Below are 20,310 nucleotides of genomic sequence, written 5' to 3'. Positions count from 1 at the left end.
CGTCTCCTTCAGGCCAGTTGTGCCAGCGCGGCGTCCTCGGTGCGGATGCGGGTGGCGAGCAGGAACCCGTTCAGCGCGGTGAAGACGACCGCCGTGATCCAGGCCGAGTGCACCAGGGGGAGAGCGATCCCCTCCACGACGACGGCGACGTAGTTGGGGTGCGGGATCCAGCGGTAGGGACCGTCCGTCACGCGTGCGGCGCCCGGTACGACGATCACCCGGGTGTTCCACTGCCGCCCCAGGGTGGCGATACACCACCAGCGCAGCGCCTGCGAGGCCGCGACGAGGATGAGCATGGACCAGGCGAGTACCGCTGCCGTGTCCGGTCGGCGCATCCACACCTCCACGAGGGCGCCGACGAGCAGACCCGTGTGCAGCACCACCATGACCGGGTAGTGCCCCCGCCCGCACTCCACGCCGCCCCGCGCGAGGCTGAGGGCGGCGTTGCGCTGGGACACGACCAGCTCGGCGACCCGCTCCAGGCCGACGGCCAGGACCAGGACGGTGAACAGGACCTCGCTGCTCACTGCTCACCGCCCGGAGCGCGCAGGAGCACGAACTCGGAACAGAAACCCGGGCCCATGGCGAGCATGAGCCCGTAGGAGCCGGGCGGGGGCGGACGGTCGGCGAGCGTGTCCGCCAGGACGTGCAGCACCGAGGAGGAGGACAGGTTGCCGATCCGGCGCAGCGAGTCCCAGGTCATGCCCAGAGCGTCCCGGTCGACGCCGAGGGCGTCCTGCAGCGCTTCGAGGACCTTGGGGCCGCCGGGGTGCGCCACGTACCAGCCGAGGTTGTCGCCGGTCAGGTGGTGGTCGGCGAGGAAGCCTCGGACGTCGCCGCCGATGTGACGGCGCACCAGGTCGGGGACCGAGGGGTCGAGCACGATCTTCAGCCCGCCGGAGCCCACGTCCCAGCCCATCATGCGCTCCGAGTCGGGGTAGAGACGGCTGCGCGACGCGAGGACCTCGGGACGAGCCGGATCGTCGGACTGCGCGAGCGCGTGCTCGGCCCCGACGGCGACCACCGCCGCGGCGCCGTCTCCGAACAGGCCGCTGGCCACGAGATTGGCGACCGAGGTGTCGTCGCGCTGAAGCGTGAGCGAGCACAGTTCGACCGACATCAGCACCGCGACCCCGTCCGGGCGGCCGCGCAACAGGTCGTGCAGGCGGGCGATACCGGCCACGCCCGCCACGCAGCCGAGGCCGACGAGGGGCAGGCGCACCACATCGGGCCGCAGCCCGATCTCCGCTGCGACGCGGGCCTCGAGCGAGGGGACGGCCAGGCCGGTCACTGTGCACGACACGATGTAGTCGACGTCGGCCGGCGTGAGGCCGACGCCCTTGAGCGCGTCGACGACCGCGCGAGCGCCGAGCTCGACGCCCGCCCGGATGAAGACGTCGTTCGACTGGCCGAAGGTCTCGAGACGGGCGTATTCCGCCAGCGGGAGCACGGTATGCCGGGTCTCGACGCACACGTTGCGGTGGAAGCGTTCGACGATGCCGCGTTTGGCCGTGTCCTGGACCAGCATGGTGGTAAAGGCCTCGGTGATGTCCTCCTGCCGGTGGCGGTGCTCGGGCAGGGCGCCGCGGACGCTGAGGACGCGCATGGTCATGCTGGCTCCTGTGGTCGGCTGGACGAGCGGGTGGACGCGACGAGTGCCCGACCGAGGCCGAGCGCGACGGTCGGGGTGAGCCGGCCGCCGGGCGAGGCGGAGCTCGACGGAGCCGTCGAGGACACGCTGGTCGGCGGCCGAGGTGCGCCGCCCGGCCCCGAGGACCCGCGTGTTGCGGGCGAGGCGGCGTGGCACGGTTTGCTGTGAGGTCCGCCCGGTACAGGAGGGCGACGCGCCGGCCCGGATCGTGTGCAACTGGCCCAGGGTGGCGGCGCCGGCCACCGGGAGGTCGAAGTGGTCGGATGAGGGCGCCATCACCCGGCCGCCACGAGCAGTACGACGTCGAGCAGGGCGATGGCCACCGCGGCTCGGAAGGGAGTACGACCGCGGGCGACCAGCGTGAGCAGTGCGAGGACGGTCACCAGCGCCAGGACCGCCCACGCCCACGCCGGGGGCGTTCCTGCCGGGCCGAGCACGGCGAGCAGCGAGGCTCCGGGCAGCAGCACGGCGGCTAGGACACGCGAGCGACGCTCGCCGATCCGGTGAGGGAGGCCGCGGACGCCGGTGCGTTCGTCGTCGGCGAGGTCGGGCAGCGTGTTGAGCAGGTGCGCCCCGACACCGAGCGTGGCGCCGGCGCCGGTCATCCACAGCGGCGCCCAGCCCTGGGCGGGGTCGGCGAGGGTGACGACCGAGGGCAGCGTCCCAAAGGCGCAGGCGTACGGCGCCCAGGACCATGCGGTCGCCTTGAGCCCAAGGTTGTAGACGTGGCCCGCACCGGTGGCAAGGGTGGCGTTGACCAGCGCGCTGCGCCAGCCGGCCAGCATGGACAGCACGAGGCAGGCGAGTGCGGCCACGACCAGGGCCGCCACCACCCGGCTGACCGGGAGGGCTCCGGTGGCCAGCGGCTTGTCGGTGCGGCCGACGGCACGGTCACGGCGGAGGTCCAGCAGGTCGTTGCCCCAGCCGATCGTGAGCTGGCCGGTGAACACCGCCGCGGTGACAGCGACGGCGTCGAGCGGGGGCAGGTCGGCGCGGAGTGCGAGCAGACCCGCGACGGCGGTGACCGCAAGGGCAGGCCCGCCGTGGGCGGCGGCGAGCAGCGTGAGCACGGGCGGCGGTCCGGGGCGCGCCGGGACCGCGCGGGTGGTCACAGGCATCGCAGCACCTCAACCGGCCTGTGCCGGATCGGGGCGCCGAGCGCGCCGAACACCGTACGGGGGCACGAACAGCCGCTGGACGCCGGCCTTGGCGACGGCTCGGAGCACGCGGCGGGTGCTGCCGATGTCCCGTGGCAGGAATTGGCACTCATACCGACGGGGCGCCGGTCGACGCGACGGCTGCCGGAGCCGTCGGCCAGCCGCTGGGCCAGGTCGAGGAGGTCGTGCGTGCCCTCGGCATGCGGGGGCCGTGCAACAACGGAGCCGATGCTTCCCGTCGCACGGGTGACCATGAGGGGCATGCAGGATCGCTGCCACGTTGCCCGCCCGCTCACACGAGGCACTCCGGCATTTGGTGGACCTCCGGACGTCCGGACGTTCGCCGCATCGGCGGCCCTCGCTGTGCAGTGCGTCGTGCCCACCACCGCCTGAGCGGCTCGTTCGCCGACGTGCGCAGGGCGTCGATCCTGTCGATGATCACGCCGTGGCTCCTGCAGGAGGTCACCCCACCGTTTCGGGGGGAGCACCACGCGCGGCTGCGGCTCCGGGCAGCGTTCCCAGCGGACCGATGTACGCGCGGCCGCGGCCGGAAACGTCATACCAGTCCTATATCAGTGGCGCGAGACTTCGACAACGCCGTCATCTGTTCCGCTGCGGACGACGACGCCGCAGAATGGGGCCATGGACATGGACGTCCTCACGGTTTCCGGCGTGCGGGACAGGCTCGGCAAGGCGCTCTTCAGCCGCGTCGCGGGGCCGGACGGTCCCGCGACGCGGGCTCGTATCCACAACACCCCGGGGACGCGGTGGTTCGGCGCGGAGCGGCCCATCCGCGTCGTGCACGGTGACGCGTCAATGTTCATCGGCGGACTGCGGGCCCTGCTGCTGCAATCCCTGCATCCGCTGGCCATGGCCGCCGTGGCCGCTCATTCCGGGTATCGCGGCGACCCCTGGGGGCGGTTGCAGCGCACCAGTACGTTCCTCGCCGTGACGACTTTCGGAACCGCCGAAGACGCCCGCAGCGCCGTTGAACGGGTCCGCGTGATCCATGAGCGGGTCAGGGGGGTGACAGCGGAGGGCGAGCGCTACCAGGCCGCCGATCCCCATTTGCTCGAGTGGGTGCACGTCACTGAGACGGACAGCTTCCTGCGCGCCCACGAGCGCTTCGGAGCCCGGCCCCTGGCAGCCACCGACTACGACGCTTACGTGGCGGACACGGCGAAGGTGGCGACGGCCCTCGGGGTGACGGACCCGCCACGGACGCGGGCGGAGCTCGAAGCACGCCTGGCCGCGTACCGTCCGGCACTCCGTGCCACCCCGGAGTGCCGCGCGGCCGCGCGCTTCCTGCTGCTACAGCCACCGCTGCCGCTTGCCGCCCGGCCGGCCTACGCCCTGCTCGCCGCCAATGCGGTGACGTCCCTCCCGGAGTGGGCCCGAAGGCTGCTGGGGCTTCCGCGCGTCCCCGTGCTCGAGGACGTTGCGATACCGCTCACCGGCCAGGTCCTCACCAGGGCGATCAGGTGGAGCATGACCTCGACCGACGCCCGGTGAGGGCCAAGTGCACCCTGTCAACGTTGAGACAGAGCGGCTGGGTGAGGGCCCAGTCGGCGGCGGCGTCCTTCGACTTGATCTGGCCGGTGGCGAGCGTGGCCCAGATGCGGGCGAAGGTCAGCAGGACGTTGTATCCGCCGCCATACGGCGCCTGATCGCTCTCCCGGGACCCCCAGGATCCGCAGCCCGAGCGCCAACACGTCCGTCCCAGCGAGGTCGTGATCGGCCTGGGAGGCAACAAGGGCTGACACGTTGCACTCCGATGACGCCCCGTCACCGTCACTCCCTCGCCCGGGCCGTCGCCTCGTCGTCGACGGGGATGCCCAGCCGGTCGGCCACGGTGGTGAGGGCTGTTCCCAGGGGAAGCGCGACCCGGGTGAGGGCGTGCTGGTCGCCTCGGGTCGGGTCCCGGTTGACGATCAGCACTGGCTTCCCGGCCTGGGCGGCCTGGCGGACGAACCGGAGCCCGGACATCACGGTCAGTGAGGAGCCCAGGACCAGCAGGGAGGCCGCCTCACGGACCAGTTTGCGGCAGTGCTCGACCCGCGGCGGCGGAACGTTCTCGCCGAAGAACACCACGTCCGGTTTGAGGATGCCGCCGCAGGCCGTGCAGGGCAACACCCGGAAGTCCCCGACCTGTTCATCGGTGAGGTCGGCGTCACCGTCCGGGTTGGTTCCGGCGGCCGCCGGCTCGAAGCCCACGTTGGCCTCCTCCAGCCGCCGGGCGAGTTCGCGGCGCGGGCTGACGGTGCCGCAGGAAAGGCAGACGACTCGACCCAGGCTTCCGTGGAGTTCCACGACGCCCTCGGCGCCGCCGGCCTGGTGCAGGCCGTCGACGTTCTGGGTGATCACGCCCGCGATCAGGCCGTGCCGCGCGAACGCGCCCACGGCCCGGTGTCCGGCGTTGGGGCGGGCGCGGCCGAAGGTGCGCCAGCCCAGATGGCTGCGCGCCCAGTACCGGCGCCGCGCCTGGGCGCTGGCGGTGAAGTCCTGATAAGTCATCGGAGTGTGCCGGCTCAGGCTCCCGCCCTCGCCCCGGTAGTCGGGGATGCCCGACTCCGTTGAGATGCCCGCCCCGCTGAGCACCAGCACACCACCAGTGCTCAGCACACTGGCGACCGGCTCCAGATCCGTGGAGCCAGGTGGCAGGTCTGCGGTAGGGATCCAGCTCACCGTGGGGCGCATGCGCATACCGCCAGGGTACGGAACCGGCTGCCCCCCGTTGCAGTCGGAACCTACGGATGGGGCTTCTCGGTGTGGTGGGTCAAGGCAGGATCTCGACGTACCCGTCGGTTCCGTGCACGCGGATCCGCTGCCCGTCCCGGATCAGCCGGGTGGCCCGCTCCACGCCCACGACGGCCGGCAAGCCGTATTCCCGGGCGATCACTGCGCCATGGGTCATCTGGCCGCCCACCTCCGTCAGAGGCCCGCGATGCCGACGAACAGCGGCGACCAGATCACTTCCAGGAGGTGTCGATGGCCCGGTCGGAAGCGGTGAAGACGTCGTTGTACCGCTGTCCGCCGAAGAACGGGTCGGGATTGTCGAGTGCCGATCCGCGGAAGACGCCGGTGGCGGCGGGCCAGCCGTAGCCGACGGCGACGTTGAGGTCGACGGCCTTGGGGTCGCTGTTGATCCAGTGCGCGAACGCTTCTTCTGCGGCTCGATCGGTTGTCTACGGCTCGACCAGTACGGCAACTCCGGCTCCGGGCAGCGTGACGCGGTCGGCGGGGGTCGTTGCTCGGGCCAGGGCGTCGGTCATCGGTTCGGGAAGCCTGATCTCGACCTCTTCCTGACCGTGGTTCAGCAGGAAGACGAACCGTCCCCCGTCGCCCTCACGCACGGTCGTCTGGACGTGCTCGGGAAGACCGGGAATTGCGGGGGCGACGGACGCCGTACGGCAGACGTCGTCGATCAGTTCCCGCATGGCCTCCGGGGCGAGGCGCGTCGCGACGTACCAGGTGTTTCCCCCGCCGAAGGAGTGCCGGGTGACGGCCGGCCGTCCGGCAAGGGGCCCGGAGTCGAACTCGGCCACAGCCTGGGCCCCTTCGGCCACGACGACCTCCGACCACAGGTCGGCGCGGCTGACCGTGCCGTCCGAGTGCCGGACGTCGACCGTCTGCTTCTCCGCGAGCGGCCAGAACTCCTCGACGCGCAGGCCCAGGACCTCGCGCAGCGGCCCGGGGTACCCGCCCAGGTGGACGCGGTCGCACTCGTCGACGATGCCGGAGAAGAACGAGACCAGCAGATGGCCGCCGCCGCGTACGAACTCCGTGAGGTGTCGGGCTTCCTGTTCCTTCAGCAGATACAGGTTGGGCGCGACGACCAGGCGGTAGCCGGAGAGATCCCGGTCGGGGGGCACGACGTCGCAGGCGATCCCGGCATCGAACAGCGGCCGGTAGTGGGCGAGCGCGATGTCCATCTGTTTCAGCGCGGTGGACGGGTGCGAGTCCAGCTCCAGGGCCCACCAGCTGTTCCAGTCCAGCACGAGGGCGACATCGGCGGTGGAGCGGGTGCCGGCGATCTGCGGCAGGGAGGCCAACTCGCGGCCCAGTTCACGCACTTCACGGAAGGTGCGGGTGTCGGTGCCGCCGTGCGGGACCATGGCCGAGTGGTACTTCTCGGCACCGCCCCGGGACTGGCGCCACTGGAAGTACAGCACCGCGTCCGCGCCCTGGGCGACTGCCTGCCAGCTCCACAGCCGCATCCGCCCCGGCGGCTTGGGCCCGTTGCGGTCACGCCAGTTCACCGCGCTGGGCGCCTGCTCCAGCAGCATCCACGGCTGGCCGGCGCGGGCGGAGCGGGTGGCGTCGAAGATGAAGCCCGCCGAGACGTGTGTGTCCTCGTCGTGCGGGTCCTGGTAGACGTCGACCGAGACGACGTCCTCCTCAGCCGCCCAGCGGAAGGTGTCGACGGGCTTGTGCACCCCGATGAAGTTGGTCGTGACGGGAACGTCCGGGGTGATCCGCCGCAGCACCGCCTTCTCGGTCAGATAGCACTGGAGCAGCGCGTCGTCGGAGAAGCGGGCGAAGTCCAGCTGCTGGGCCGGGTTGGGGAAGGTGGGCGCGAGCCGCGGCGGCAGCACCTCGTCGAAGGTGTCGTAGTGCTGTGCCCAGAAGGCCGTCGACCAGGCGTCGTTGAGTGCCTCGATGTCGCCGTACCGGTCGGACAGCCAGCGCCGGAAGTCGGCGGCCGACTCGTCGCACCAGCACTGCGGTGTGTGGCAGCCGTACTCGTTGCCGATGTGCCACATCTCCAGCGCGGGATGGTCGGCGTACCGGGTGGCCAGTCGCTCGACCAGGCGTGAGGCGTACTTGCGGTACACGGCGCTGGAGGGGCAGTAGTGCTGGCGTCCGCCGGGCCACATCCGGCGGCTGTCGGAGGTCTCGGGGAGGATCTCGGGGTGCAGCCGGGACAGCCACGGTGGCGGGGAGGCCGTCATGGTGGCCAGGCATACGGCCACACCCGCCCCGGCGAGGTTGTCCATGACCCGGTCGAACCAGGTGAAGTCGTACTCTCCGGGCCTTGGTTCCACCTTGGCCCAGGAGAAGATGCCGGCCGTCACCATGGAGACGCCTGCCTCCTTCATCAGCGCGACGTCCTCGGCCCACACCTCCTCGGGCCACTGCTCGGGGTTGTAGTCGCCGCCGAAGGCGATCCCGGCCGGGCGCAGGCGCCGCCGGGCGTCGATCGGAACTGAAGGTGCCTGATGCATGCCGGTCAGTCTTGGAGCGGCATCGCCACGCCGTCAAGATATATTCATAATTAATTGAAAGAGCTATGGTGGGTGCAGGCGTCAGAGGGGCAGACATCAGATGGGGAGACGGACACGATGACGGAGTGCCGCAGGATGGCGGGCTGCGTGGCGGTGATCACCGGCGCCGCGCACGGAATCGGCGCGGCCACGGCTCGAAGGCTCGCTGACGAGGGTGCGACCGTCGTGGTCACGGACGTGGACGACGCGGCGGGCAAGGCGCTCGCCGCGGGCATCGAGGACGGCGGCGGACGGGCGCAGTACGTACGGTGCGACGTGACCTCGGCCGCCGACTGGGAGAACCTGGCCCGTCACGTGGACGAGCGTCACGGACGGCTGGACGTGCTGCACAGCAACGCCTTCGCCCAACTCAACAAGCCCGCCCATGAGTTGAGTGAGGCCGACTGGGACGGCCAGATGGCCGTACTGCTGAAGCCGGCCTGGCGCGGGATGAAGACCTTCGCGGCCATGCTGCGCGAGGCATCGGGGTCCGTCGTCCTCACCTCCTCGGTGCACGCGGTCATCGGCCTGCCCGGCCATGCCGCCTACGCTGCCGCGAAGGGCGCGCTGTGCTCGCTGGGGCGGCAGTTGGCCGTCGAGTACGGGCCCGACATCCGGGTCAACACAGTGCTCCCAGGCCCCATCCTCACCGCCGCGTGGGAGCAGATCCCGGAGCCCGACCGGGCACGCAGCGTGGCGGCCACGGCGGCGAGGCGGTTCGGGCAACCGGAGGAGGTGGCCTCCGCCGTAGCCTTCCTGGCATCGGCGGACGCCTCCTACGTGACCGGAGCAAGCCTGGTGGTCGATGGAGGATGGAGCGTCATGAAGGAGTCCTCGTGAGCAGCGCGCACCATGCCGGGAACGCGCCGAAAGGATCTGAACGGAAACGGAGAACGTGGTGACCCATCCCACCAGGGGGCTGCACGGCCAGGCGGTGGAGGAACTGGGCCGACGTATCATCCGCGGCGACTACCCTCCGGGCTCCGTCGTGGACCCGGTCAAGTTCGAAACCGAGCTCGGCGTCAGCAAGACCGTCGTGCGGGAGGCGCTGCGGGTGCTGGCGTCCAAGGGCCTGCTCGAGTCGAAGCAGAAACGCGGTACGACCATCCGGCCCCGCGCCGACTGGAACCTCCTCGACAGCGACCTGCTGCGCTGGCAGGGCAGCAATGCTCCCACCGACAGCTTCCTGGAAGACCTCGCCGAGGTCCGCGCGATAGTCGAGCCCGCGGGAGCCCGCTTCGCCGCGGCTCGCCGCACCGCATCCGACCTGGACGCGCTGCGGCAGGCCCTCGACGCGATGGCGGCGGCAGGGACGGACGCGGACGCGATGGTCGAGGCGGACCTGGCATTCCACCGCGCCCTGCTGGACGCCGCCCACAACGAACTGCTCAGCCGGATGGAGGTCGTCATCGAGGCCGGCCTGCGCGTGCGCGACCGGATCGTGCACGGCGCCCGGCACTTCTCCGACTCCATCCCCGTCCACCAGGAACTGCTGGAGGCGGTCGAGGCGGGTGATCCGGACGCGGCGGTGGCCGCCGTCGAATCACTGCTGGCGCAGGCGTCCCACGACCTGGAGGCTGTGCGGGCGCGGGAAGACCACGATGACGTCGAGACCGACCCCCTGCCGAAGGAAGTTCCTTGAAGATAACCGGACTTGAGACCTTCCTGGTGGCTCCGCGCTGGCTGTTCCTGCGCGTCGCCACCGACGAGGGCATCACCGGCTGGGGCGAGCCCGTCATCGAGGGCCGCGCCGAGACCGTACGCGCCGCGGTCCACGAAATGGCCGACTACCTCGTCGGCCGGGACCCGCTTCGCATCGAGGACCACTGGCAGGTGCTCACCAAGGGCGGCTTCTACCGTGGCGGCCCCATCCTCTCCAGCGCCGTCGCCGGCATCGACCAGGCACTGTGGGACATCGCAGGCAAGACCTACGGCGTCCCGGTGCACCGCCTTCTCGGCGGCCCGGTACGCGACCGCGTACGGATGTACGCATGGATCGGCGGGGACCGCCCCAGCGACGTCGCGGAGCTGGCCGAGGAGCAGATGAAGGCGGGCTTCACCGCGGTGAAGATGAACGCCTCGGCCGAACTCGCCCCGATCGACACCCCCGCCCGCACCGCCGAGGTCGTCGAGCGCGTCGCGGCCGTCCGCGAAGTACTGGGTGACCAGCGGGACATCGCCGTCGACTTCCACGGCCGGGTCTCCACCGCCATGTCACGCCGCCTGCTCCCCCTGCTGGAACCGCTGCACCCGCTGTTCGTCGAGGAGCCCGTCCTGCCGGAACACCCCGGCCACCTGCGCAGCCTGGTGGAGTCCACGAGCATCCCGCTCGCGACCGGCGAACGCCTCTACTCCCGCTGGGACTTCCGCGAGGTCATGACCAGCGGCATCGCCGTCGCCCAGCCGGACCTTTCGCACGCCGGCGGCATCTCCGAAGTACGACGCATCGCAGCAATGGCCGAGACGTACGACGTCGCCCTGGCCCCCCACTGCCCCCTCGGCCCGATCGCCCTGGCCGCCAGCCTCCAGATCGCCTTCTGCGTGCCGAACTTCCTCATCCAGGAACAGAGCATGGGCATCCACTACAACCAGCAGGCCGACCTGCTGGAGTACGTGATGGACCCCGAACCCTTCCGTTTCGAGAACGGATACGCCGTCGCAGCGACCCGCCCGGGGCTCGGCGTCGAGATCGACGAGAAGGCGGTACGCCACGCCGCCGAGACCGGACACCGCTGGCGCAACCCCGTATGGCGTGGCCCCGACGGGGCGTTCACCGAATGGTGACTACCGTCAGGCCGACTCCCGAACCTCATGCCTAAGGACAGCCCGCTCCCTTGACTTCCTCCGCCTCGTGAGCGAGGGGGATTCCTACGGCTCGCGCCGTGGGGTTTTCTGCTTCGTCGCTGACTGCCCGCTCGGAGAACTCCGTTGAGGTCTTACACCGGCTCCACAGACTGTCGCCGCCAGCCCGGCGGCCAGAAGGTTCTTCGCCGCGTTCACGTCCCGGTCATGGGCCGCACCGCAGCCGCACGTCCAGGTACGGACACTGAGAGGCATCCTCTCCTGCACAGTGCCGCAGTCGGAGCACAGCCTGGAGGAGGGGAAGAAGCGGTCCACCGCGATCACGTCCCGCCCGTACCAGGCCGCCTTGTACTCCAGCATGGAGCGCAACTCGCTCCAGCTCGCATCCGAAATGGCCCGGGCGGGCGTGTGGTTCCTGACCATGCTGCGCACGGTCAGGTCCTCGATCACGAGCGTTTGGTTGTCACGCACGAGCCGAGTCGTCAGCTTGTGGAGCATGTCCCGGCGCCTATCGGCGATCCTCGCATGGACCCTGGCGACCTTACGCCGTATCGCCGAGGTCTGGTTGTAGTTGACCCGCTCCTGCCGCGCTTACGCCTGCGTGCGGGCGGCGAGCGCCAGGTTGTAAACCTTCCGCACGCACCCGAACGTGCGCGACAGCTCCGCTGCCTGCGCATCACTCGGATAGAAGCGGTACCTGAACGCCCGCTTCGCATGGGTCACGGCCACGCTCAAAAACTAGCCAGACCCGCAGGTGGAGATCAAACCTGCCGGTCAGGGCAGTGTGATCCGCCCTGGGGCGCATCCCAGCTCCTTGCCTTGCTCCGCAGGCGTTTCGTTGCCTCCCCCGGCTCAAGCCGGGGGTATCCACGAAAGGAATCCGATGAACCTGGTGGAATCCCTCCGAGCCCATCGCCTGTTGGCGATCGTACGTGGCAAGGATCCCGCCGCGTCCCTGCGCGCCGTACGCACGCTCGCCGAGGAGGGCGTCGCGGCCATCGAGGTCTCCCTGACCACCGCTGACGCCCTGACAGTGATCAGGCAGGCCCGCACCGAACTGGGGCCCGACGCACTCCTCGGCGCCGGAACCGTGCGCTCGGCCGCGGACGCCGCCCGCGCCGTGGACGCCGGGGCGTCGTATCTCGTCACCCCGGCACTGGTCGACGGGCTGGAGCCCTACGGCGTACCCGTACTGATGGGAGCCCTGACGCCGACCGAGATCGAAACAGCCCTCGCACGAGGCGCCGCGGCGGTCAAACTCTTCCCCGGCACTCTCGGCGGCCCCGGCTATCTGCGAGCCCTGCGCGACCCTTTCCCGGACGTGCCCTTCGTGCCCGTCGGCGGAGTGGACGCGCAGGCCGCCCGCGACTACCTGGACCGGGGCGCCATCGCCGTGGGTGTCGGCTCACCCCTCGTCGGGGACGCGGCCGACGGCGGCGACCTGGACCAACTCCGCGCCCGCGCGGCCGTGTTCCGCAAGGTGACCGCAGGGGAGACGCCGTGACGGCACCGGATCGCCAGGCTCCGCCCGAGGTGGTGACCTTCGGCGAGACGATGGCGGCGCTGCGGGCGCACGGCACGCTGCGGCTCGGCGGCAGCCTCGGCCTGTCCGTGGCGGGAGCCGAATCCAACGTCGCCATCGGCCTCGCCCGGCTCGGCCACCGGGTGCGCTGGGCCGGCCGGGTCGGTGCGGACGAACTCGGAGCGCTGGTACTGCGCACACTGCGCGCCGAGGGCGTCGACATCGACCACGCGGTCACCGACGACACCGGCCGCGCCACGGGGCTGTTGCTCACCGAACCCCGTCTGGGCACGCTCACCCGCGTCAGCTACTACCGTGCAGGATCTGCCGGTTCGGCCGTCTCTCCGGCCGACGTACTGCCCGCCCTGGCTCCCGGATCCCGCATCCTGCACCTGACTGGCATCACACCGGCGCTCAGTCCGTCGGCGGCCGAGGCCGCCCTGGCCGCCGCCACGACCGCCGGCGACGCCGGCATCACCGTATGCCTCGATGTCAACTACCGCTCCCGGCTGTGGACCGCCGACCGTGCCCGCACAGCGCTCCGCCCGCTGCTGGCCCGCACCGACCTGCTCATAGCCTCCGAGGACGAGCTGCCGCTGGCGCTGGCACGACCCGGCGCAGGCGAATCCGATGCCGTGCACAGCATCCTGGCCGCAGGCGTCAGCGAGGTGGTCGTCAAGCGTGGCGCACACGGCGCGACCAGCTTCACCGCCGACGGGGTGACCGACTGCGCGGCGCGACAGGTCGACGCTGTCGATCTGGTCGGCGCGGGCGACGCGTTCGTGGCCGGATACCTGTCCGGACTCCTCGGCGGCGCGGACATCCCCGGCCGTCTGCACCGAGCCGTCACCACCGCGGCCTTCGCCGTCGCCACCCGGGGCGACTGGGAGGGCCTGCCGACACAGGACGAACTCGGCCTGTTCGACCAGCCCGACGGCACGACGATTCGCTGACCCAGGAGACTGCTTCATGACATTCACGGCAGCGCATGCGACGGTCGTCGTGGACGGAGGGTACGAACTCGCGGAGGGCGGCCGCTGGTTCGACGGCCGGTTTGTGTACGTCGACATCCTCAGCGGCCGACTCTTCGAGCTGAGCCACGACTCCGGACCGGCGGCTCCGCGCCAACTGGCCCGCTTGGACGTGCCGTTGGGTGCCGTCGCGCCGGTGGGCGACCGGCCGGACGCGTGGATCGCCGCTGCGGGCACCGGTATCGCGCGGCTCACGGCCGACGGCGCACTGCAATGGCTGGACCGCCCCGAGGACCGCACTCCGGTCCCCAGCCGGATGAACGACGGTGTGGCGGACCCCGCCGGCCGCTTCTGGGCCGGCAGCATGGCTTACGACGGCACCCGTGGCGCGGGCTCCCTCTACAGGACGGACCGCAGCGGCACGGTCGTACGCGTTCTCGACGGCCTGACCATCGCCAACGGCCCGGCGTTCACCTCAGACGGTACGACGATGTACCTCGCCGACACCGCCGTCGGCACCATCCTCCGCCGTCGCGTCGACCCCGTCTCCGGCGACCTCTCCGGCGGTCCGCAGACCTTCGCCCGCCTGCACGATCACGATGGCGAAGGCAGCCCCGACGGAATGACCGTCGACGCCGAGGGCTGTCTGTGGGGTGCGATGTGGGGCGCCGGTGCGGTCCGCCGGTACCACCCGGACGGACGCCTGCTCCACACCCTGACCGTGCCCACCCCCCCACCCCGCGTCGGTGTGTCTGCACCCCAGCGCCAACCGCCTGTTCATCACCACGGCCCGGCACGGGTGAAGAACCCGACTGCGGCTTCCGGCGCTGTGCTGAGCGTTCCCGTACCGGTCGGAGGAACGGCAGCCTGCTCGGTTGCCGGACGCGGATCGTCGACGATCACGTTCCCCTTGTTCGACCACGACGAGCACGACTACGACGTTGCCATTCACGACTGGTCGGGCGGCGGGCCGGACGTGGGGGAGCCTGCGTTGTCGGCCGGGGTGACATCGTCTCTGGGCGATTCGGGCGGGAAGAGGAAGTCTTCGAGCGCGGCTGCGGCGAAGAGGAAGAGCATCATCAGAGCTGGTACGAGCAGGGCAAGCAGAATCACAGGACCTCCCGGTGGGTCGGTCTGTGGGCTTGGTCGAAGGTCACCAGCGTGGGCCGGGGACGAGTCTTTCGAATGAGGGACGGGCTGTGATCACATCGCCCACCGGTTCGGCGTTGTGTCACCCCGATCCCGCAGATCCATCGGTGCGGTCAGGCCAGTTCGGCGCGGCCGAAAAGCAGCGCGTAGCCGGGCGGGAGCCGGATGAGGATGCGCCGCAGCAGGTCGGCGTCGGTGTGGTCGGCCAGGGTGCTCAGGACCGCGCCGGTGTCCCAGCGGGCGGTGTCCGGGGTCGCTCCCTTGATCAATGCAGCGGCGGCCTCGACGAACTCCCGTGGGCTGAGCGGTTTGGTCACCGGCAGCGGATCGAGCAGCAGCGGTGCGCACTGGGCGGGCAGCTGATCGGCGAGTTCCGTGCGCTCATCGCCTTCGAGGTGGGCGCCCAGGGTGGCCAGCACCGCGCGGGCGACCCGTTCGGCTTCCTTGCCGGTGGCGTACTCGCCGCGTTCTTGGATCTGGGTCAGGAATTCTTCCCATGTGATCGCCACAGTGGGCCTCCCAAGGCAGGTTGTCCTCCGTGTACCGCCGCGGCGGCACACGGGCCCGGTGTGCTCGGATGTGTCAGCCGCCGAGCCGGGAGCGCAGGAGCTGCTTGCCGAGTTCGGCGCCCTTACGGCTGTCGGCCTGGGCCTTGCGGAACAGTTCCACGACTTCGGTGTCGTTTGCGCGTTCCGCGTCCTGGAGGTAGCTCTCCATCCGCAGGGCGTTGCTCAGGCAGGCCTCGACGAACCAGATCAGGTTGTAGTCCTTGTCCTTCGTGCCGGTGACGTCGCCGGTTTCCGTGCTACTGACCATTGGTGACCCTTGCCCTTCTTGATCGTGGGGCCGGCCCCGCTCGTCCGGAGGACGCAACAACGGCCGGTGCCGGTTACTGCAGTGGTGAACCACGCGGGAAGCCTCGTCCCGGAGAAAAGGCCGCCCACGCGGAAGCCGCCCGTATCAGGGTCTACGAGGGAGCTGAAGATCGCCCGACGGGGAGTACCGCTCGCCGGGTCCCTGGTGGCGCCGACCGACCCTGCGGCGCCGTGACAACAACACTGGTCGGCCGCCGGCTGCGAGGTCTTCGACTAGCCCGTTGGGGTGACCGGGCGCACCAGGTGACGTGACGTGACGCCCCCTGCGAGTGATGGCGGTCAGCGTCCTCGCCCAGTTTTCGGGGAACGATCGGGGCCTGCGGTGGCTGATGACTCCACGGCCTGCCGTCGGCCGACACGACTTGCCTGGGGCGTGAACCGGTGGTGTGCATGCAGAATCTGCCTTCCTGCTGGAACGGCAGAAGCCTCAGACAAGCCCTATCGTCCCAGTTCATAGGGCACTTTCGCCGTCGACGGGAAGGTCAGCCGGGCCAGGTGCCGGTCAGGCGGCGGGTGGCGGTGGCGCCGCCGCGGTCGACGGCGGCTTTGACGCCGGCGAAGATCGCGCCCTCCAGGACGGCTGCCGACAGGGTCTCGCGCCAGGTGCGGTGCTCATCGGTGGCGTCGGGGGCGTCCTCGTCGTGTCGGAGCTGTTTCCAGACCTGCTTGAACACCGTGCCGGCCAGGACGCCGCTGAGGGCGCCCATGGCCATGCCGACCGGCTTGTAAGCGATCTTCGAGGCTTTCACCGGTGCCTCCTGGAGCGGCGGATGAGCAGCAGCGCGATGAGCGCACCGGCGGCGGCGAGCAGCGGGGTGCGGTTGGCCCGCGCCGCCCGCATGCCCTGGCCGGCCTTCTCGCGCAGCGGCTCTGGAGCCTTGTCCCGGGCCAGCTCGGCGACGTGCACGGCCTGGTCGCGGACCTGTTCGGTTGCCGCGGCGGCCTTGGCGCGCACCGGCTCGGGGGTCCTTTCCTGCACAGCGTGGGCCGCGTGTGTGGCCTTGTCCCGCAACTGGGTCCTGACCTGTGTGGTCTTCTCGGCGACCTGTTGTTTGACGGCCGTTGTCTTCTCCTGTGCGCGGGTCTTGACGTCGGTCTTCGCCGCAAGTGCCTCGACGGTCTCACCGAGTTCCTCACGGGTCGCCTCCACCCGCTCACGCAGTTCCTCAGGGGAAGGTGTTGCCTCATCGCCCGGCTGCGGCTTGTCCTCGGTCATCGCTGTGCCCTCTCCCTGATCTCGGCCGCATCGGCCTTGACGCTGTCCACCGTCCGCTCGGGCGTCGGCGGGGATGCCTTGCTGACCTGCTGCTTGCCGAGAGCTGCCATCACCGCGGTGACGGCGGCCAGGACGCCGGTGACGATCAGAGCCGCCACCCACACATCCATAGCGAGCGACAGCGCGGCGATCACGGTGGCCACCAGGGCCTGCAGGGTGAGGACACCCATCAGCCCGGCGCCGCCGAACAGTCCGCCGCCCTTGCCGAACCGCTTGCCCTTCTCGGTCATCTCCGCCTGCGCCAGGCGCATCTCGTCGCGGACCAGCTGCGACAACTGCTGCGAGGCACGCTGCACCAGGTCGCCCACAGGTTCCTGCGCTCTGTCACCGGTGCGGTGGGAGCTGTCTGCTGTCATGGGTGCTCACCTGTCCTTCGGCGGCGTTTGTGGCAGGCCCGGCGGCCGTTCGTTCGTCCTCGCGCGACCGTGTCCTGCCCGGTGGTCTGACCGGCTGTCCGAGTACCCCCACATCAGCGGATCACCGCCCGTCAGAGGACACGTCGCCGCAGCAGATGCGGTGCCCCGCGTACCAGGGCGGCCGCGGCCGGCCCGATCACGCCCCCGGCGGCCACATCGGAGGGGTAGTGGGCACCGCCTTGCACCCGCTCGGCGGCCACCATCACCGCCGACACCCCACAGGCGGCACCGGCAGCCGGCCACACCGGCGCGACGGCACCCGCGAAAGCGCAGGCCGCGGCGGTGTGCGGCGGACGGATATTGAAAGGGTTCGAAAATCCGTCGGTGGGCCATGATCGCCATGTGCCGATGGCTGCGGCTGAACAAACCTCAGTGGGACTGGTCCGACGCTGTGGGCCGTCGCCCGCCAGGGGAGCTCCGGGCCGTCCGTGCTAGCGGGTGAGGGCGTGTGCGTGTGCCTTGTCGAGCAGTTCCCGCAGCGTCGAGGTGGTTGGTGCGATGGCGGTCGCGAGCAGTGCGGGGCCGCCTGCCAGCGGTGCGAGGACGGCACACCCGTCCTTGGTGCCTTTGCGGAGGAGTACGGGCTCTCGTCGGATGTCGAGGCGCGGGTCCACGAGCAGGAGCTGGCCGACGGCGCGGTGCTTGTTGAGGACGGCCGGGCCGTCCCAGCCGGGTTCTGGCAGCCCCGTAGGCCGTGTGCTGGTCGAGTAGTGGGCGCCCGGCACGGTGGACCAGGTCCGGGGCGTGGCCTCCTCCGGCGCCCTCGACGGGTACTCGTCCAGGGCCTCGAAGAGTCGGGCGATGTGCCACGCGCCCGGGGTCACGGTGGTGGCCGTGCTGCCCTCCGCGGGGCCGGTGCCGCCGCCGATGAGAGTGGTCACGCCCGAGGCCAGGGCCTCGTGGATCTCCCCGGGGCGGACGAAGTGAACATGGGTGTCCACACCCCCGGCGGTGAGGATCCGGCCGTTGCCGGAGATGACCTCGGTGCTCGGGCCGACCACAAAGTTCGTCACCGTCACCGTCACCGGTAGCCGCTCGCCGGTCTGTTCACGAGCGGACTTCTCGAACGCCGAGATCGGGTCCATCGTCTCGGGGTTGTACGCCTTGCCGATGGCAGGGGTCCTGGAGCCGGTCGAGGGTGGCGCGGTCCGCGGTGTCTGCTGATCGGTGGTCGCGGGAGTGCTTCGCCGGGATGGTCCGGCCGGCGACCGGCTGCATCAGGCGGCGGCTCGCTTGGTGTTCAGTTCGGTATCCAGTTGCTCGAAGAGCTCGTTGCCGGAGGCCGTGAACGTGCTGATGCCCTCCTCCTCCAGCACACGCACCACGTCGTCATAGGTGGCTTCGTAGGTGACGGTTGACGCCACTTGTAGGTCAGTTCTGACTCCACCCGGTGCCTGGGGGACCCGATTTTGTAGGTGAGAAATGACTCCACCTGGCGGGCCCCGCTGCGACGGATTGAGCCCGTGCCGGGTCAGGGGCAACTGGACCGACTGCATCTCCAGCCGCAAAGACCCCTGAGACCTGCTCAGCTGCGTCGTGACCTGTCCTCATGGAGGGCCCGGCGGAGCGCCTCCAACGGGTACGGGGTCTCCCTGTTCTCGTCCTGGATTTTGCCGTAGAAGTCCGTCATCACTGCGGCGAGCGGTGCATGGCGGGAGAGGATCGCCCTGGCCTTTTGCGGTCCGTCCGGCGGATCCTCCCCTTCCGCGCATGCACGGATAAGTGCCTCGCGGTCTTTCCGCTCGTAGCCGTATAGAGCTGTGATCAGCCTGTTCACCAGCCAGCTGCGCGTGTAACAGCGATCGTAGGTCCTGTGCAGTTCGAAGAAGCTGGTCTCGGACGCGGACAGATCGAAGTGGGAGGAGACGGCGAGGCCGTAGTCGGCGAAGTAGAGGCGTCGGCCGTCGACCAGGATGTTCTGAAAATGGGCGTCGAAGTGCAGAAGCCCGCGAGCGTTCATGAAGGACGTGCCGGCCTCCAACTCGCTCTCCACCAGGGAACAAGCCCGGTCGGCAGACTTTTCGTCAGCCTGTACCTGCTTGGCAAGCCACTCGTCGAGCGTCTGAGGGATGTACTCCAGGAACAGCGCGAGGCTCGCAGAGGACTGCTGAAGGGCCTCGATACGACGGCGTACCTCCGGACTGCCTCCCCAGTAGGCCACGACCCGCTCCACGTCCGCGAGTTCCTCGGGAAGCGCGGCCGTGTCCGGCAGCACGCGCCAGTGGTACATCATCGGGAACCCTTGGTACTGCCCTGCGAGTACCCAATTCGTCGTCATGGTGTGAACGGCGAGCTCCCGCCACGTCCCGAAACCAGGCCCCCCACCGACGCCGTACTGGCAGAAGGTGGGAATCCCGAACAGGTTGGCCGTGGACCGTGCATGCTCCGGCAGCCGCTCCATATCCGTGAGCGGCACCCGCTTCACGAAGACCGGCTTCCCGTCAACCTCCAGCAGCGCAGACCTCCCGCCGATACCGGAGCCAAGCGGTACGGCGGCGTCCACGAGCCCGCCCAGTCGGCGATCACTTCGCAGGGCGAGGGAGGTGGAGACTGTGCTGTAGGCGGCCAAGCGCGTGTCTTCTGACATATCGGGATGCTCGACCGCTACCTGCATCGGAATGCCGACCTCGTTTCCACCATGCACGCGAGTGCCCACCAGTTGCTGCCTCTGCACTGTAGATGGAGGTCGATGAGGAGATCAGCGGAGTCGACGGACTGGGCAGGTTGCAGGGCGGCCCCACCAACTCTCGAAGGATGCGGAGATCAGGTGCAGCTGAAGCGATTCGACGCCTGACCGGTCGGTTCTGCCCGGCAAGTCGAGGACTGGAGAAGGGCGCCGACGCGCCCGGCGCCGTAGGACGGCGCCGTCTTCTTCAGCCTGCGGCGACCGCGGCGGCCTGTTGTTCGGCGCGGGCGCGGGTGGCCGCGAGGCGGTAGGAGTCGGTGCCGGTCTCGATGATGTTGCCGCCGAACGTCAGCCGGTCCACGATCGCCGCGCAGAGCCTCGGATCCGTAAAGGTCTTGGTCCACCCTCCGAAGGATTCATTGGAGGCGATCGCCACAGAATTCTCTTCCTCACGCTCCGTCAATACCTGGAACAGGAGCTCCGCCCCGCGACGGTCAAGCTCCATATGTTGGGTCGGGGACGAGACGCCGTGCACTGTTTCCAGTGTCGGTTTTCCCGTCCCCGCCCGCCGAACCGGACGTGCCCGTTGGCCGAGCATCCG

General features: G+C 70.1%; 21 protein-coding genes and 4 pseudogenes. 7 read left to right on the top strand and 18 right to left on the bottom strand.

Translation table 11 applies throughout. The features are described from left to right. Window positions 1–8: 8 nt before the first annotated feature. The 3 genes from ACFYO2_RS31600 to ACFYO2_RS31590 all read right to left on the bottom strand — a co-directional run bounded on the left by ACFYO2_RS31600 (window position 9) and on the right by ACFYO2_RS31590 (window position 2,769). On the bottom strand, window positions 9–527 hold the full coding sequence (locus ACFYO2_RS31600; protein WP_388355802.1) for an isoprenylcysteine carboxyl methyltransferase family protein: 519 nt from the start codon (window positions 525–527) through the stop codon (window positions 9–11). Beyond that, window positions 524–1,612, bottom strand: a complete 1,089-nt coding sequence (locus ACFYO2_RS31595; RefSeq protein ID WP_388355800.1) for a type III polyketide synthase — start codon at window positions 1,610–1,612, stop codon at window positions 524–526. Before ACFYO2_RS31595 ends, ACFYO2_RS31600 begins: the two co-directional genes overlap by 4 nt. Before the next feature lie 314 nt (window positions 1,613–1,926). After that, complete coding sequence (locus tag ACFYO2_RS31590; protein ID WP_388355799.1) at window positions 1,927–2,769, bottom strand: UbiA family prenyltransferase; 843 nt, start codon at window positions 2,767–2,769, stop codon at window positions 1,927–1,929. Window positions 2,770–3,456: 687 nt separating this feature from the next. Between ACFYO2_RS31590 and ACFYO2_RS31585 the strand changes: the two genes are divergently transcribed. Continuing rightward, on the top strand, window positions 3,457–4,320 hold the full coding sequence (locus ACFYO2_RS31585) for an oxygenase MpaB family protein (RefSeq protein ID WP_388356029.1): 864 nt from the start codon (window positions 3,457–3,459) through the stop codon (window positions 4,318–4,320). 37 nt (window positions 4,321–4,357) lie between these two features. Here the strand turns inward: ACFYO2_RS31585 and ACFYO2_RS31580 are convergent. The 4 genes and pseudogenes from ACFYO2_RS31580 to ACFYO2_RS31565 all read right to left on the bottom strand — a co-directional run. Then, window positions 4,358–4,450 (bottom strand): annotated as a pseudogene (locus ACFYO2_RS31580) (aminoglycoside adenylyltransferase domain-containing protein); the annotation flags it as partial. A 149-nt stretch (window positions 4,451–4,599) separates the two neighbouring features. Further along, window positions 4,600–5,511, bottom strand: a complete 912-nt coding sequence (locus ACFYO2_RS31575; RefSeq protein WP_388355797.1) for an NAD-dependent protein deacetylase — start codon at window positions 5,509–5,511, stop codon at window positions 4,600–4,602. Window positions 5,512–5,584: 73 nt separating this feature from the next. Beyond that, window positions 5,585–5,775, bottom strand: a pseudogene (locus ACFYO2_RS31570) (PEP-utilizing enzyme); the annotation flags it as partial. A gap of 218 nt (window positions 5,776–5,993) precedes the next feature. Further along, the gene (locus ACFYO2_RS31565) at window positions 5,994–8,033 is read right to left on the bottom strand and encodes a beta-galactosidase (protein WP_388355795.1); all 2,040 of its coding nucleotides are present in this window, start codon (window positions 8,031–8,033) and stop codon (window positions 5,994–5,996) included. A gap of 117 nt (window positions 8,034–8,150) precedes the next feature. On the opposite strand from ACFYO2_RS31565, the gene ACFYO2_RS31560 reads away from it, so the two are divergent. Genes ACFYO2_RS31560 through dgoD form a run of 3 tightly spaced genes read left to right on the top strand, consistent with a single transcriptional unit; the run spans window position 8,151 to window position 10,856 of the window. Continuing rightward, window positions 8,151–8,912, top strand: a complete 762-nt coding sequence (locus ACFYO2_RS31560) for an SDR family NAD(P)-dependent oxidoreductase (protein ID WP_388355793.1) — start codon at window positions 8,151–8,153, stop codon at window positions 8,910–8,912. 58 nt (window positions 8,913–8,970) lie between these two features. Beyond that, a complete protein-coding gene (locus ACFYO2_RS31555) occupies window positions 8,971–9,714 on the top strand; it encodes a FadR/GntR family transcriptional regulator (protein WP_388355791.1) in 744 nt (247 codons plus the stop codon). Then, complete coding sequence (gene dgoD / locus ACFYO2_RS31550) at window positions 9,711–10,856, top strand: galactonate dehydratase (RefSeq protein ID WP_388355789.1); 1,146 nt, start codon at window positions 9,711–9,713, stop codon at window positions 10,854–10,856. Before ACFYO2_RS31555 ends, dgoD begins: the two co-directional genes overlap by 4 nt. Window positions 10,857–10,940: 84 nt before the next feature. Here the strand turns inward: dgoD and ACFYO2_RS31545 are convergent. Continuing rightward, a pseudogene (locus tag ACFYO2_RS31545) lies at window positions 10,941–11,609 on the bottom strand (RNA-guided endonuclease TnpB family protein). Between the two features lie 148 nt (window positions 11,610–11,757). On the opposite strand from ACFYO2_RS31545, the gene ACFYO2_RS31540 reads away from it, so the two are divergent. From ACFYO2_RS31540 to ACFYO2_RS31530, 3 genes are read left to right on the top strand one after another with little or no spacing between them, the layout of a single operon-like run. Then, the gene (locus tag ACFYO2_RS31540) at window positions 11,758–12,378 is read left to right on the top strand and encodes a bifunctional 4-hydroxy-2-oxoglutarate aldolase/2-dehydro-3-deoxy-phosphogluconate aldolase (RefSeq protein ID WP_388355787.1); all 621 of its coding nucleotides are present in this window, start codon (window positions 11,758–11,760) and stop codon (window positions 12,376–12,378) included. 50 nt (window positions 12,379–12,428) lie between these two features. Then, window positions 12,429–13,349 carry a sugar kinase gene (locus ACFYO2_RS31535; protein ID WP_388356027.1) on the top strand — a complete coding sequence of 307 codons (921 nt, stop codon included), beginning with the start codon at window positions 12,429–12,431 and terminating at the stop codon, window positions 13,347–13,349. 16 nt (window positions 13,350–13,365) lie between these two features. Next, on the top strand, window positions 13,366–14,556 hold the full coding sequence (locus tag ACFYO2_RS31530; RefSeq protein WP_388355785.1) for an SMP-30/gluconolactonase/LRE family protein: 1,191 nt from the start codon (window positions 13,366–13,368) through the stop codon (window positions 14,554–14,556). A gap of 73 nt (window positions 14,557–14,629) precedes the next feature. On the opposite strand, the gene ACFYO2_RS31525 is transcribed toward ACFYO2_RS31530, so the two are convergent. The 10 genes and pseudogenes from ACFYO2_RS31525 to ACFYO2_RS31480 form a co-directional block, all read right to left on the bottom strand. Continuing rightward, window positions 14,630–15,025, bottom strand: a complete 396-nt coding sequence (locus tag ACFYO2_RS31525) for a DUF2267 domain-containing protein (RefSeq protein WP_388355783.1) — start codon at window positions 15,023–15,025, stop codon at window positions 14,630–14,632. A gap of 73 nt (window positions 15,026–15,098) precedes the next feature. Further along, a complete protein-coding gene (locus tag ACFYO2_RS31520; RefSeq protein ID WP_388355781.1) occupies window positions 15,099–15,332 on the bottom strand; it encodes a hypothetical protein in 234 nt (77 codons plus the stop codon). Between the two features lie 541 nt (window positions 15,333–15,873). Next, window positions 15,874–16,140 carry a DUF4235 domain-containing protein gene (locus ACFYO2_RS31515; protein WP_388355779.1) on the bottom strand — a complete coding sequence of 89 codons (267 nt, stop codon included), beginning with the start codon at window positions 16,138–16,140 and terminating at the stop codon, window positions 15,874–15,876. Beyond that, window positions 16,137–16,607: a DUF3618 domain-containing protein gene (locus ACFYO2_RS31510; protein WP_388355777.1), complete on the bottom strand. Its 471-nt coding sequence runs from the start codon at window positions 16,605–16,607 to the stop codon at window positions 16,137–16,139. Before ACFYO2_RS31510 ends, ACFYO2_RS31515 begins: the two co-directional genes overlap by 4 nt. Further along, window positions 16,604–17,023 (bottom strand): phage holin family protein, encoded by a 420-nt coding sequence (locus tag ACFYO2_RS31505; RefSeq protein ID WP_388355775.1) that lies wholly within the window; start codon window positions 17,021–17,023, stop codon window positions 16,604–16,606. Before ACFYO2_RS31505 ends, ACFYO2_RS31510 begins: the two co-directional genes overlap by 4 nt. Before the next feature lie 131 nt (window positions 17,024–17,154). Next, window positions 17,155–17,382 carry a phosphatase PAP2 family protein gene (locus ACFYO2_RS31500; protein WP_388356025.1) on the bottom strand — a complete coding sequence of 76 codons (228 nt, stop codon included), beginning with the start codon at window positions 17,380–17,382 and terminating at the stop codon, window positions 17,155–17,157. 468 nt (window positions 17,383–17,850) lie between these two features. Further along, window positions 17,851–18,084: pseudogene (locus ACFYO2_RS31495) on the bottom strand (amidohydrolase family protein); the annotation flags it as partial. Between the two features lie 216 nt (window positions 18,085–18,300). Then, complete coding sequence (locus ACFYO2_RS31490; protein ID WP_388355773.1) at window positions 18,301–18,447, bottom strand: hypothetical protein; 147 nt, start codon at window positions 18,445–18,447, stop codon at window positions 18,301–18,303. A 161-nt stretch (window positions 18,448–18,608) separates the two neighbouring features. After that, on the bottom strand, window positions 18,609–19,697 hold the full coding sequence (locus ACFYO2_RS31485; protein ID WP_388355772.1) for a protein kinase family protein: 1,089 nt from the start codon (window positions 19,695–19,697) through the stop codon (window positions 18,609–18,611). A 259-nt stretch (window positions 19,698–19,956) separates the two neighbouring features. After that, window positions 19,957–20,310: ATP-binding protein (locus ACFYO2_RS31480; RefSeq protein ID WP_388355770.1), on the bottom strand; the 354-nt coding region annotated here is incomplete at its 5' end.

Origin of the sequence: Streptomyces sp. NPDC006602 (genome assembly GCF_042870385.1) — a bacterium.
Lineage (GTDB): Bacteria > Actinomycetota > Actinomycetes > Streptomycetales > Streptomycetaceae > Streptomyces.
Note: the sequence above shows the minus strand (reverse complement) of the source record. Positions and strands in the feature narration are given on the sequence as shown.

Coding starts and splice junctions, on each gene's coding strand:
- ACFYO2_RS31505 (WP_388355775.1), bottom strand. CDS start 17,023: ATGACAGCAGACAGCTCCCACCGCACCGGTGACAGAGCGCAGGAACCT.
- ACFYO2_RS31540 (WP_388355787.1), top strand. CDS start 11,758: ATGAACCTGGTGGAATCCCTCCGAGCCCATCGCCTGTTGGCGATCGTA.
- ACFYO2_RS31565 (WP_388355795.1), bottom strand. CDS start 8,033: ATGCATCAGGCACCTTCAGTTCCGATCGACGCCCGGCGGCGCCTGCGC.
- ACFYO2_RS31535 (WP_388356027.1), top strand. CDS start 12,429: ATGGCGGCGCTGCGGGCGCACGGCACGCTGCGGCTCGGCGGCAGCCTC.
- ACFYO2_RS31585 (WP_388356029.1), top strand. CDS start 3,457: ATGGACGTCCTCACGGTTTCCGGCGTGCGGGACAGGCTCGGCAAGGCG.
- ACFYO2_RS31485 (WP_388355772.1), bottom strand. CDS start 19,697: ATGCAGGTAGCGGTCGAGCATCCCGATATGTCAGAAGACACGCGCTTG.
- ACFYO2_RS31530 (WP_388355785.1), top strand. CDS start 13,366: ATGACATTCACGGCAGCGCATGCGACGGTCGTCGTGGACGGAGGGTAC.
- ACFYO2_RS31575 (WP_388355797.1), bottom strand. CDS start 5,511: ATGCGCATGCGCCCCACGGTGAGCTGGATCCCTACCGCAGACCTGCCA.
- ACFYO2_RS31590 (WP_388355799.1), bottom strand. CDS start 2,769: ATGCCTGTGACCACCCGCGCGGTCCCGGCGCGCCCCGGACCGCCGCCC.
- ACFYO2_RS31595 (WP_388355800.1), bottom strand. CDS start 1,612: ATGACCATGCGCGTCCTCAGCGTCCGCGGCGCCCTGCCCGAGCACCGC.
- ACFYO2_RS31520 (WP_388355781.1), bottom strand. CDS start 15,332: ATGGTCAGTAGCACGGAAACCGGCGACGTCACCGGCACGAAGGACAAG.
- ACFYO2_RS31560 (WP_388355793.1), top strand. CDS start 8,151: ATGACGGAGTGCCGCAGGATGGCGGGCTGCGTGGCGGTGATCACCGGC.
- ACFYO2_RS31510 (WP_388355777.1), bottom strand. CDS start 16,607: ATGACCGAGGACAAGCCGCAGCCGGGCGATGAGGCAACACCTTCCCCT.